This is a genomic window from Psychrosphaera aestuarii (assembly GCF_017948405.1).
Taxonomy (GTDB): domain Bacteria; phylum Pseudomonadota; class Gammaproteobacteria; order Enterobacterales; family Alteromonadaceae; genus Psychrosphaera; species Psychrosphaera aestuarii.
The window spans coordinates 296,558-309,557 of record NZ_CP072844.1 but is presented as its reverse complement, the minus strand read 5'-3'; the positions used below and the strand labels follow the sequence as shown (position 1 = coordinate 309,557).

General features: G+C 38.7%; 13 protein-coding genes. 1 reads left to right on the top strand and 12 read right to left on the bottom strand.

The features are described from left to right. From atpG to mnmG, 11 genes are all read right to left on the bottom strand, one after another. Entirely contained in the window at positions 1–861 is an 861-nt protein-coding gene (gene atpG, locus J9318_RS01485) for a F0F1 ATP synthase subunit gamma (protein ID WP_210560751.1), read from the bottom strand. Positions 862–918: 57 nt separating this feature from the next. Then, positions 919–2,460 carry a F0F1 ATP synthase subunit alpha gene (gene atpA, locus J9318_RS01480; protein ID WP_210560750.1) on the bottom strand — a complete coding sequence of 514 codons (1,542 nt, stop codon included), beginning with the start codon at positions 2,458–2,460 and terminating at the stop codon, positions 919–921. Positions 2,461–2,474: 14 nt separating this feature from the next. Continuing rightward, positions 2,475–3,008 (bottom strand): F0F1 ATP synthase subunit delta, encoded by a 534-nt coding sequence (gene atpH, locus J9318_RS01475; RefSeq protein ID WP_210560749.1) that lies wholly within the window; start codon positions 3,006–3,008, stop codon positions 2,475–2,477. 17 nt (positions 3,009–3,025) lie between these two features. Beyond that, positions 3,026–3,496 carry a F0F1 ATP synthase subunit B gene (gene atpF, locus J9318_RS01470; RefSeq protein WP_210560748.1) on the bottom strand — a complete coding sequence of 157 codons (471 nt, stop codon included), beginning with the start codon at positions 3,494–3,496 and terminating at the stop codon, positions 3,026–3,028. 46 nt (positions 3,497–3,542) lie between these two features. Next, the gene (gene atpE / locus J9318_RS01465; RefSeq protein WP_105051295.1) at positions 3,543–3,761 is read right to left on the bottom strand and encodes a F0F1 ATP synthase subunit C; all 219 of its coding nucleotides are present in this window, start codon (positions 3,759–3,761) and stop codon (positions 3,543–3,545) included. A 120-nt stretch (positions 3,762–3,881) separates the two neighbouring features. Continuing rightward, positions 3,882–4,685 (bottom strand): F0F1 ATP synthase subunit A, encoded by an 804-nt coding sequence (gene atpB, locus J9318_RS01460; RefSeq protein ID WP_210560747.1) that lies wholly within the window; start codon positions 4,683–4,685, stop codon positions 3,882–3,884. Positions 4,686–4,710: 25 nt separating this feature from the next. Further along, positions 4,711–5,097, bottom strand: coding sequence for an ATP synthase subunit I (locus tag J9318_RS01455; protein ID WP_210560746.1), 387 nt, complete (start codon positions 5,095–5,097; stop codon positions 4,711–4,713). Positions 5,098–5,441: 344 nt separating this feature from the next. Then, a complete protein-coding gene (locus J9318_RS01450) occupies positions 5,442–6,335 on the bottom strand; it encodes a ParB/RepB/Spo0J family partition protein (RefSeq protein ID WP_210560745.1) in 894 nt (297 codons plus the stop codon). Between the two features lie 33 nt (positions 6,336–6,368). Continuing rightward, positions 6,369–7,148, bottom strand: coding sequence for a ParA family protein (locus J9318_RS01445; RefSeq protein WP_210560744.1), 780 nt, complete (start codon positions 7,146–7,148; stop codon positions 6,369–6,371). A 20-nt stretch (positions 7,149–7,168) separates the two neighbouring features. Continuing rightward, the gene (rsmG, locus tag J9318_RS01440) at positions 7,169–7,804 is read right to left on the bottom strand and encodes a 16S rRNA (guanine(527)-N(7))-methyltransferase RsmG (RefSeq protein ID WP_210560743.1); all 636 of its coding nucleotides are present in this window, start codon (positions 7,802–7,804) and stop codon (positions 7,169–7,171) included. A 96-nt stretch (positions 7,805–7,900) separates the two neighbouring features. Next, positions 7,901–9,790: a tRNA uridine-5-carboxymethylaminomethyl(34) synthesis enzyme MnmG gene (gene mnmG, locus J9318_RS01435; protein ID WP_210560742.1), complete on the bottom strand. Its 1,890-nt coding sequence runs from the start codon at positions 9,788–9,790 to the stop codon at positions 7,901–7,903. Positions 9,791–10,414: 624 nt separating this feature from the next. Between mnmG and J9318_RS01430 the strand changes: the two genes are divergently transcribed. After that, entirely contained in the window at positions 10,415–12,445 is a 2,031-nt protein-coding gene (locus tag J9318_RS01430) for a bifunctional 2',3'-cyclic-nucleotide 2'-phosphodiesterase/3'-nucleotidase (protein ID WP_210560741.1), read from the top strand. A 102-nt stretch (positions 12,446–12,547) separates the two neighbouring features. Here J9318_RS01430 and J9318_RS01425 read toward each other — a convergent pair whose 3' ends face one another. Further along, positions 12,548–12,982, bottom strand: coding sequence for a flavodoxin domain-containing protein (locus J9318_RS01425; RefSeq protein ID WP_210560740.1), 435 nt, complete (start codon positions 12,980–12,982; stop codon positions 12,548–12,550). Positions 12,983–13,000: the final 18 nt, after the last annotated feature.

Sequence of the window (13,000 nt, the reverse complement as noted above, 5' to 3'; positions counted from 1 at the left end):
CTAAACCGCTGCAGAACCAGCACATATCTCAGAAATTTCCTGAGTAATGGCGGCCTGACGTGCCTTGTTGTATACCAATTGTAAACCGTCAATTAACTCGCCTGCGTTATCGGTAGCGGCTTTCATCGCAACCATACGCGCAGCTTGTTCTGACGCAGCGTTTTCTACAACGCCTTGATATACCTGAGATTCAACATAGCGAACCAATAACTTTTCCAATAATACTTTTGGATCTGGTTCGTAGATGTAATCCCATTTATGAGACATGTCTTCGTTTTCTGCTTTTGGTAAAGGTAGTAACTGATCGATCGTTGGTTGTTGAGTCATGGTATTTACAAACTTATTGTAAACCACGAACAAGCGGTCGATTTTGCCTTCATTATACGCTTCTAACATAACGCGTACTGCACCTACTACATCTGAAACAGATGGTGCATCACCTAAGCCTGTTTTAGCGGCTACTACTTTGCCACCAAATCGGTTAAAGAAACCTACAGCTTTAGTACCTATAGCTGCAAAGTCTACTTCAACACCGTCTTCAACGTATTTTTTCACGTCGTTTGCAACAGCTTTAAACTCGTTCGAGTTCAAACCGCCACAAAGGCCTCGGTCAGACGAAATTACCACATAACCTACACGTTTAACCTCACGCTCTTCCAAATATGGATGGCGATACTCAAGGCTACCGTTTGCAATGTGACCAATCACTTTACGCATTGTTTGCGCATATGGACGGCTTGACGCCATACGGTCTTGAGCTTTCTTCATTTTAGAAGCCGCAACCATTTCCATAGCACTGGTGATCTTTTGAGTGTTTTTAATACTCCCGATCTTACCTTTAATCTCTTTTGCGCCGGACATGTGATTCTCCGATTAACTTTCAACGAAAGAGAAAGCCGAAACTTTCTCTCAACTTATTTACCAAGTTTGAGTGGCTTTGAATTTTTCAATGCCAGATTTCAAGCTTGCTTCGATATCGCCGTTGAAGTTACCGGTCGCATTAATGTCATTCATTAGTTCAGTGTGCTCACTGTTCATGAATGAGATTAAAGCTGCTTCGAAGTCTAATACTTTAGAAACTTCGATGTCCTTCAGGTAACCTTTTTCAGCAGCAAATAATGAAACACCCATGTCAGCAATTGACATTGGAGCATATTGCTTCTGTTTCATAAGCTCAGTTACGCGCTGACCATGCTCTAACTGAGCACGAGTCGCTTCATCTAGGTCAGATGCAAACTGAGAGAAGGCCGCTAATTCACGGTACTGCGCAAGTGCTAGACGAATACCGCCACCTAGCTTCTTGATGATCTTAGTTTGAGCTGCACCACCAACACGAGATACCGAGATACCAGCGTTAACTGCTGGACGAATACCTGCGTTAAACATATCTGACTCAAGGAAGATCTGACCGTCAGTAATTGAAATTACGTTAGTCGGAACGAATGCTGATACGTCACCCGCTTGAGTTTCAATGATTGGAAGTGCTGTAAGTGAACCAGTTTTACCAGTCACTTTACCTTCAGTATAACGCTCTACATATGTCTCATTTACACGAGCAGCACGCTCTAGTAGACGTGAATGTAGGTAGAAAACGTCACCTGGGTATGCTTCACGACCAGGAGGACGTTTAAGAAGCAATGAAATTTGACGGTAAGCAACAGCTTGCTTAGACAAATCATCATATACGATAAGTGCATCTTGACCGTTATCACGGAAGTATTCACCCATAGTACAACCAGAGAAAGGAGCTAAGAATTGTAACGCTGCAGACTCAGAAGCCGTAGCAGCAACAACGATGGTGTTTTCTAATGCACCGTGCTCTTCCAACTTACGTACCACGTTTGCAATTGTAGAAGCCTTTTGGCCGATTGCTACGTATACACATTTAATACCAGAGTTTTTCTGGTTGATGATTGCATCGATTGCTAACGCAGTTTTACCTGTTTGACGGTCACCGATAACTAATTCACGCTGGCCACGACCAACTGGAATCATTGCATCAACAGACTTATAACCAGTTTGAACTGGCTCATCTACTGATTGACGTTCGATTACACCTGGTGCAATTTTTTCAACAGCTTCAAAACCAGCTGCATCAATTGGACCTTTACCATCAATTGGCTCACCTAGTGTGTTAACAACACGACCAAGTAGTGCGTCACCAACTGGAACTTCTAAAATACGACCAGTTGATTTTACTTTTGTACCTTCTTGTAGGTCCGCATAAGGACCCATAACTACTGCACCTACAGAGTCACGCTCTAGGTTAAGTGCGATAGCGTAACGATTACCAGGAAGCTCAATCATTTCGCCTTGCATACAGTCAGCAAGACCGTGAATGCGAATGATACCATCTGTAACAGATACGATTGTACCTTCGTTACGAGCTTCGCTGACAACGTCGAACTGTTCAATACGTTTTTTGATCAGTTCGGCGATTTCAGTTGAGTTAAGTTGCATGCTCAAATCCCCAATTACGATTGCAATACATTTGATAAACGGTCTAATTTGCCACGAACTGTCGCATCAATAACGGTATCACCCGCCTTGATTAACAGACCGCTGACAACCGCGCTATCAATGTTGCAATTCAGCTTAATTTTGCGTGCTAGACGTTTTTCTAAAGAAGCGGCCAATGTAACTTGATACGCTTCGCTTAATTCAGTTGCAGAAGTTACTTCAACTTCAATTTCATTCTCGTACAGTGCTTTTTGTTCAGCGAACAATTCAACAACTGCAGGAAGGGCAACTAAACGTCCATTTTCAGCCATAATCTTTACAAGATTTTGGCCTCGTTCATTCAGTTGTTCACCACATACTTTGATAAATAAATCAGAAGTAGTCTCTGGTGAGTGAGAGCCTGCTAAAAAAGCTTCGATGTTTTCGTTTTTAACCACTTCTGCGGTAAACGTTAACATATCAAGCCATTCAGCTACTGCTCCGCTTTCAACAGCGAAATCAAACGCAGCTTTGGCGTAGGGACGAGCTACTGTAGTCAATTCAGACATTTGCTCTATTCCTCTGCTTATAGTTCTGCAACTAGTTTATCTAGGATATCACTGTGGGCAGCAGCATCTATTTGACGCTCTAAAATCTTCTCTGCACCAGCAATGGCTAAAACAGAAACTTGTTGACGAAGCTCTTCTTTAGCTCGGTTACGCTCAGCGATAACCTCAGCTTGACCTTGAGCAATGATTTTCTCACGCTCTTCGTGTCCACGAGTTGTTTCTTCATCAACGATCTGCGTTGCACGCTTTTTCGCTTGCTCAATGATTTCAGCAGCTTGAACTTTAGCGTCTTTCAACTGTTCTTTTGCTTTTTCTTGAGCAAGTTCTAAGTCTTTTTCTGCACGTTCACCGGCAGCAAGACCATCCGCTATTTTATTTTGGCGTTCTTCGATTGCACCGTTTAGTGGTGGCCACACATATTTCATTGTGAACCAAACAAAAACGATAAATGCGATAGATTCGCCTAATAGAGTTGCATTAAGATTCATTAACGCTCTCCTTACTTAATAATATTGTTCGAATGAAAATGTTTGATTAAGCAAGTACGAACAACATGTATAACGCGATAGCTACACCGATCATCGCGATAGCGTCAATAAGACCCGCTACGATGAACATTTTTACTTGTAGCTGAGGTGCTAGTTCAGGTTGACGAGCAGCTGATTCTAAGAATTTGCCACCTAATAGACCGAAACCAATAGCAGTACCAAGAGCACCTAAGCCGATTAGTAGAGCAACAGCGATAAATAACATATGTATCTCCAGTTTTTAATGTTTAAAGTTTAAAGTTAAATGTAAAAAGTAATTCTTTGCGGGCTTCCTGCCCTTAACCCTTCGGGTCCAGCTAAGCTGTTCTAATTTTATCCCGAAAAATTAGTGTTCTTCGTGCGCCAAGCTCAAGTACACGATGGTTAACATCATGAAAATAAATGCTTGAAGCGGGATTACTAGCAAGTGGAACGCTGCCCATATAAAGTGAGCTGGTAATTGCCAAAGGCCCATTAAACCGGCTATCAATATAAAGATTAATTCACCTGCATATAAGTTACCAAACAAACGAAGCGCTAAAGACATAGGTTTCGCAAGTAGTGAAATAACTTCTAATATAAAGTTGAACCAGTACAACCAAGGTGTATTAAACGGGTGAGCGTATAGCTCTTTCATGAAACCGCCAAAACCTTTGATCTTAACTGAGTAATAAATCATTAAAACAAAAACACCAAGCGCTAAAGCTGCTGTCATGTTTAAGTCTGTTGTAGGAACAACCTTCATGTAGATGTGAGAGTTACCAGAAGCAATTGTTTCCCATGACTCACCACCAATTAAAGCAGCTAGCGTTGGTAACCAATCAACTGGAATAATATCCATAAAGTTCATTAGTAGAACCCATACGAATATAGTTAATGCTAGCGGTGCAATTAGAGGGTTTTTGCCGTGGAAAGTGTCTTTAACACTTTGACCAACAAATTCCACAATCATTTCAACAAAACATTGAAACTTACCAGGCACACCGACGGTTGCCTTTTTTGCTACGCTACGAAACGAAAGAATAAACACCAAGCCTAAGATGATTGACCATGCCAACGTATCAACGTGCCATGTCCAAAAACCTTCACCCACTGACGCATTCGTCAAATGGTGCTTGATGTAACCCTGAGTAGTGAGTTCACCAGACATTGTTTATTTCCCAAATGTTTAAAGTTTAAAGTTTTAATAAAACTGATTGTGAAAACTGACTTATTTTCATTATCAAAAAGCCTGCAAATAATGCCGGAAATACAACCGGTAGCAACTTAATGGCAAAAACAAATAGTGCGCCAGTGATCATTATCTTTACTGTCTCTCCGCGATACATCGACGCAGCAACTTGTTGAATTCGTTGTGCGCCTGTAAATCTAAATGCATATACAGTAAAGACAAAAGAGGGAAGTACATCTAACATGGCGCCTATAAAAAAGGACTGTCCTGTTCGCACTTCCCAAATAATTCCAATACAAAAGGCAATAACAACAGCAAAGCATGTTTGAAACGCTAAAAACTTAAAGGCGTTATTACGATGCTTGGTTGAAACGTGTTGTACCAAAGCCATTTTCCTACAAGTGTTGTCTATTTATAATCCTGCTAATCGACGACAAATCAATCATAGTGATAATTTCACCGTTAACTAGGATAAAATCAGGCGAAATTATACGTTTAAATAGAGGTTTTGCAAGTATGAGTGGCTTTTTACGAAGGGAATAATAAATGTGGTTGAACAATACTATTTGGTAATAAATTTACATGTAGAGTTATTGATGGATAGTTCTTTGAAACAAAAAGCTTAATTTATATTATCAATGTGTAATAAAGCTACTTTTCATAATTGAGCAGTGACAATAAAGTGTTGTTTTTTAATAATTTACTTTTTGTCACTACCACTTTTACAAAATATAATTATTTTTCGTTAGTTAAGTGGGCAATTATGCCATCTAACTCATCAAGCGATGTGTAAGATATAACCATTTTACCTTTACCTTTGCGGTTATAGCTTATATCAACTTTAGCACCTAACCGTTCTATCAGCTGTTGCTCTAGTAACTTAACGTCTGGGTCTTTTTCAACGATGGTTTTTTCGGCTTGTTCTTGCGTTAAGCTATTCACCAATTTTTCAGTATCTCGAACTGTAAGATCTTTTGCTACTACTTTTCGTGCTGCTAGAATCTGTTCATCACCAGATAAAGCAAGTAGTACTTTTGCATGGCCAAACTCTAAATCTCCATGCTCCATTAGAGTTTTTACATCATCTTCCAATTTATTTAAGCGTAAATAATTTGAAACCGATGTACGTGATTTACCAACAGCATCAGCTACTTCTTGATGGGTTAACTCAAACTCATCTTGTAATCGTTGTAATGCAATAGCTTCTTCCATTGCATTTAGGTCTTCTCTTTGAATATTTTCAATTAATGCTATCGCAACCGCAGCTTCATCTGGCACGTCTTTAATCAAACACGGCACCGTATCCAACCCGGCAATTTGTGAAGCACGCCAGCGACGTTCACCAGCTATAATTTCATATTGCTCTTCATTTATTGGCCTAACAACGATTGGTTGAATGATGCCTTGATTACGAATTGAAGCGGCCAATTCTTCCAGCGCTTCTGGAGACATGTCTTTACGTGGTTGGTATTTACCAGGAACAAGCAACTCTATAGCTAAATTGATTAAATTTTTACGTTCTGTATTTTCGTCAGTCACTTCTTGATCAGCAACTTGAGGTTGATTGTGCGCTTGAGTTGCTAAAAGAGCATCAAGACCTCGACCTAATCCACGTTTACGGGGAGACATATATATCCTTTACACTACAATTTAATTATTTATTTACGCCGTAGCGTTTTTATTTGATCGACGTAACATCTCACCAGCTAATGCAAGGTAAGCTTTTGCACCTGATGACGATTTGTCATAATACATAACAGGTGAACCAAAGCTAGGCGCTTCGGCTAATCTGACATTTCTTGGGATAACTGTACGATAAACTTTATCACCAAAGTGATGTTTTAACTGTTCTGAAACATCATTTGCTAGCCTGTTTCTTGGATCGTACATCGTCCGTAAAATGCCTTCTATTTTTAATTTAGGGTTTACGATACTAGCAAGCTGACTAATAGTATCCATCAGAGCGGTAAGCCCTTCAAGTGCATAATATTCACATTGCATAGGTACAATTACAGAATCCGCTGCGGCCATCGCATTTACAGTCAACATGTTTAATGATGGCGGACAGTCAATAAAAATAAAATCATACTGATCTTTGATTTTATCCAATGCATTTTTTAATCGTAATTCACGACCATACATTTCCATCATTTTAACTTCAGCAGCAGTAACGTCGCCGTTAGCGGCCACAACATGATACCCACCAGATGTTTCAGTTTCGACAACTTGCTCAAAAGGTACGTCTTCAACCAATAAATCGTAGGCGCTATATTCGACTTCGTACTTATCGATACCCGATCCCATGGTTGCATTGCCCTGAGGATCTAAATCAATCAACAATACTTTACGTTTTGTTGCTGCCATAGAAGCCGCTAAGTTAACGGCTGAAGTTGTTTTACCAACTCCACCTTTTTGATTGGCTATTGCTATTATTTTTGCCACGTTAGTCTCAATCCCTTTAATCAATCGTTACGTTTACTCAACACAACTAAATGACGCTCACCTTCTAATTCAGGCACGGTTAATTGAATAATTTCTTCAACTTTAACAAATTCAGGTAAAGCTTCAATTTCTTCTTGATCAAGTTGACCTTTTAAGGCGAAAAAACGGCCATCTTTTGCAACAAGGTGATGACTCCAGTGAACCATGTCAGAGATTGAAGCAAATGCTCGACTTAAAACACCTGAATATTCGCCATGGTGATCTTCAACGCGGCTTAACATTGGTGTAACGTTTTTTATACCCTGTTCGTGGTTAACTTGTGTAATAAATCTTATTCTTTTCCCAAGCGAATCTAACAAAGTAAACTCACTATCTGGGTTGGCAATCGCTAACGGCATTCCTGGTAAACCAGGACCTGTACCTACATCAATAAATTTATTATTTTTATTTGGTGTTTTCTGTAAGTAAGGACTTACCACCAAACTGTCAACAATATGTTTTATTAGCATTTGTTGAGGATCACGTACCGAGGTTAAATTATAAGCCTTATTCCATTTATTAAGCATTTCAACATAACCAACTAATTGGTTTATTTGTAAATCAGAATAATGTAAGTCTGTTTTTTCTAACAATTGAATAAGTTTATTTTTTAACATGGCTTAAATTTGGCGATTTTTAAAATGAGATAAGAAAGTATAGCGAGCAATGCTCGCCATACCTAGAGAATATTTTTATTATGTTATGGAAGAAGTTTACGCTGATTTTTTTAAAGCGTTGTGTTTTTTCAAATACACTAAAATCATTGATATTGCCGCTGGTGTAATACCAGAAATACGAGCAGCCTGACCAACGGTATCGGGTCTAGCATCTTCAAGCTTGGCAATCACTTCATTTGATAAACCGCTAATAGAAGCGTAATCAAAATCACTCGGGATTACGGTATCTTCATTTTTTTGTTGTTTTGCGATCTCTAATAATTGACGATCAATATAACCCTGATATTTGATCTGTATTTCAACTTGTTCAGCGGCTTGTTTATTTTCATTTGCAGGACCCACACCTTCAATGTTCATTAGATCTTCATAACGAACTTCTGGACGGCGAATTAAGTCTTCTAAACTTGCCTCACGCGATATTGGGGTTTTCAATAACTCGTTTACTTGATCTAAAGCAGCATGATCTTTATGGATCCAGTTTGATTTTAATCTTTCTTGCTCAACCGCTATTTGTTCAATTTTTTCATTAAATGTTTTCCAACGCTCGTCACATACAAGACCTAACTCTCGACCTTTTTCTGTTAAACGAAGATCCGCATTATCTTCTCTTAACAAGAGTCTGTATTCAGCACGGCTAGTGAACATACGATATGGTTCTTTAGTACCAAGCGTTGCTAAATCATCAATTAAAACGCCTATGTAAGCTTGATCTCGACCTGGTGACCATGCTTCTTTTTCTTGTGCATGCAATGCAGCGTTTAACCCTGCTATTAAACCTTGTGCACCAGCTTCTTCATAACCAGTTGTGCCGTTGATTTGGCCAGCAAAAAAGAGCCCATCAATAAATTTGGTTTCTAATGACTGTTTTAAATCACGTGGATCAAAATAATCATACTCAATTGCGTAACCAGGACGAGTGATATGTGCGTTTTCAAAACCTGCAATTGAGTGAACTAACTCTATTTGTACATCAAAAGGCAAGCTTGTAGAAATACCATTTGGATATAGCTCATGAGTAGTTAAGCCTTCTGGCTCTACAAATATTTGGTGCTTATCTTTATCTGCAAATCGAACAATTTTGTCTTCAATTGAAGGGCAGTATCGAGGACCTATACCTTCAATAACGCCTGAGTACATCGGAGATCTATCTAAACCACCACGAATAACATCGTGTGTTTTCTCGTTCGTGTAAGTTATAAAACAAGGGATCTGTTCCGGATGACACCCGTTTTTACTGATATAAGAAAAATTTGGTGTTGGTGTGTCACCTGGTTGCGCTTGCATGACAGAGAAGTCTACTGTTCGAGCGTCTATGCGCGGAGGAGTACCTGTTTTTAGGCGATCAACTCTGAATGGTAATTCTCTTAAACGATCCGCTAAAGCGATTGAAGGAGGATCGCCTGCGCGCCCCCCTGAATGATTTTCTAAACCAATGTGTATCTTTCCACCTAAAAAGGTTCCAACAGTCAACACAACGCTTTTGGCTTTGAATTTGAGGCCCATTTGAGTCACAACACCAACCACACGATCGTTCTCTACGATAAGATCGTCACAAGATTGTTGAAATATCTTTAAGTTCTCTTGGTTTTCTAAAGTTGTACGGATTGCTGCTTTGTAAAGTTGACGATCTGCTTGAGCTCTTGTTGCTCTAACGGCTGGGCCTTTTGAAGAATTTAAGGTTCTAAACTGAATACCACCAGCGTCAGCAGCAAGCGCCATTGCTCCGCCAAGAGCATCTATTTCTTTTACTAAATGACCTTTTCCAATACCGCCAATTGCTGGATTACATGACATTTGGCCTAACGTATCTACGTTGTGCGTTAGCAAAAGCGTATTTTGTCCCATGCGCGCTGCCGCTAAAGCAGCTTCAGTACCTGCATGTCCACCACCAACAACGATGACATCAAAATGTTCAGAAAAGATCATGATTACCTCAATACAACTAAAAAACGGATCCTTAAAAAAGGGCGCGTATTCTATCTTGGTTTGATAAGGATTGAAAAGGTTATTTTTTACTCAGGGAATGGTCTAAATTATAAGTTTCTGATCACTCTATTAATATAAGATCTATTTAAAGATCTTTTATTTTTATTACTATTAAGTATCTAGTTTTCTGTGTGTAAGCTATTTTTCTTTAATTAAAATAGGATCTTATAGCGATCAATAACTGTGATCTAACTTGGATCAAGTGTGTTTAAACCCTTGGATAAGTAGCTCTTTTATCCACAGCCAAATACGATGTAAAAGTTACCATCTGGATATCTCCAGTTAGATCAAACGATCTTAACGATCTTATGCACAGGAGATATAACTAAATAACATCTCTGTGTGCATATTGTTAGTAACTAGGATTAATCCTGTGATCAGGTTAATGATCGGCTAATTTGGCTATGTTGATGTGTATAAGTAGATCTAATTACCTATGTTAAAAAAGATCGTTATATTTTTTAGATCCAGGCAAATAAATGCGATCAAGTTTAAAATTAAATAAAAAAAGAGCCGTAATCGTTTATGATCTAGGTCTAATTTGTTATTTGGATAATCGGTTTTATGCAATTATATTTTTCTTTTAAGTCAGTTTCTCTGGTTTTTATTCTTTTTATAGCAGCCTGCTCAGTACCAGAACCTGCTAAGGAAGAGGTGTCTCCAACTTTAACTTTACGTATTATGGAGACTACAGATATCCATATGTACTTCGCTAATTATGACTATTTTAGAAAAACAAAGACGGAATCGATAGGTTTTGTTAACACGGCAACTTTGATCAAAGAGGCACGATCAGAAGTGCTCAATTCTGTTTTAATTGATAATGGTGATCTATTGCAGAATAGCCCTCTTGGTGATTATGAAGCGCAAATTCGTAGAGATAGCATATTGGCCGGCGATACACATGTTGCTTTTAAAGCGATGAATTTAATGAATTACGATGTAGCAAATATTGGTAATCATGAGTTTAACTTTGGTCTTGAGTTCTTAAAAGCCTCTATCGAAGGTGCAAACTTCCCTTATATAAGCGCAAACGTTTATGAGAAAAGTAAAAACGATGAAGTAGTTAACACTTTCTTGCCATACCTTATAAAGGCTAAAACGTTGGATGATGGCAATGGTCATACTTATGACATCAATATTGGTTACATTGGCTTTGTTCCTCCTCAAATAATGCAATGGGATAAAAGTCATCTTGAAGGAAAAGTATTTGCAGAAGACATCATAAAAACAGCACAAAAATTTGTTCCAGAAATGAAAGCTAAAGGCGCGGACATTGTCATCGCTATTCCTCACTCTGGTTTGTCGATGCAAGATCATAAAGAAGGTGCAGAGAATGTTGCCTTGATGTTATCTAAAGTCCCTGGCATTGATGCTATTTTGTTTGGACATCATCATCGATTGTTTCCGGGCGATCCTACTTTTGATGGTTTTGAGCATTTAGGTATAAATAATAAAACTGGTAAACTCAATGGTGTTCCTGCTGTTATGCCGGGCTTTTTTGGTAATCACCTAGGTTTAATTGATTTAGAGTTAACGTTAAGCGATAACGGCCAATGGTCTATCAAGGAGTCTACTGTTTCTGTCAGAGCAATCGCTAGTGGTTCAAAACGAAATGATACTTTTGTTGATCTTGCTGAAGCTGATAAAGCAGTTTCTGAAGCTATTAAGGCAGAGCATGAAGCTACCATAAAGTGGATATCAGAATCTTTTGCTGAACTTGCACATCCTATTAATAGTTATTTCTCTTTGGTGCAGGATGATCCTTCAATTCAAATTGTAGCTAACGCCCAAATAGACTGGGGTAAACGTTTTATATTAGGAACTGAGCTTGATGGCCTGCCTGTTTTATCTGCAGCAGCACCATTTAGAGCAGGTAGGAACGGCTCTGAGGACTTTACTTATATTGAAGCAGGAAAGGTCTCGTTATTAGATGTTGTTAGCTTATATGTGTTTCCAAATACAATTAGAGTAATAAAACTAACAGGACAAGATGTAAAGGAATGGCTAGAGCGTTCAGCAGGTCAGTTTAATCAGATAGACCCAACATCTTCAGAACCTCAGTATTTGTTAAATGATTCGTTTCCTAGTTTTGATTTTGATGTCATTGATGGTGTTACTTATGAAATTGATATCACGCAGCCTTCTCGCTATAACACAGAAGGGCATCTTCAAAACAAATCAGCTCATCGTATTGTAAATCTTAAATATAAAGGGATTCCAATTAATCTAGACGGTGAGTTTCTTGTGGTCACTAATAATTACAGAGCATCTGGTGGGGGCAAGTTTCCAAATATAGATGGAGTTTCAAGAGAGACGTTTGAAGGACCAGACGAAAACAGAACTGTATTAAGAAGTTATATTCAAGCCCAATCTAATATGAATAAAGGAGCCGGTATTAAGGCGCTTCCAGATAGTAACTGGCGTTTTAAACCAATTAAAACTTTGGCCAAATTAGATGTCTTTTTTACCTCTTCGCCGTCTTTAAAAGCACAAAAAGTATCGGAAAATATTAACGCGATTACTATTACGAATCCGGTTCGAGTTAATAAAGATGGACTTGCGTTTTACCAGATTGATTTAACTGCAAACTAGGTAAGGTAGTATAAAAAAACGAGCAGTGATGTGCTTTATGTATCGCTGCTCATTACATTGACGCTATCTTTAATGAAGACGCAAAATTGAAGATAGTTATGTTTAAGCTAATTTATCCAATTGAACTTTTAATAAAGGAAGAATGATGTCTTCTGGAAGTTCATCAGACATCGCGTCCGCTAAAATTGGTGCAAACATACGGGTTGCGTTTGCGCTAGATAACAATTCATCTAATGATATAGCTGCTTGACAGAACGTATCGTAACTGGAGTCCCCTAAGCCAATAACCGCAAACTTTTTACTCTCTAAGTTTGGGGCCGTTTTTAGCCACTTCTCAAAGTTCTTTAAATTGTTTGGAACGTCACCAGCACCATGTGTTGACGTGCAAATAAGCAAGGTTTCCTTATCGGACAGCGGTAAGTCCGATAGTTGATCAATCACTTCAGCATTTAAATCATGTTCATTTAACAGCTCTAAAACTTCATCTGCGACATATTCTGCGGTGCCGGTTTCTGTGCCAACTATAATCTTAATCATGGTTATTCTTCTATTTAC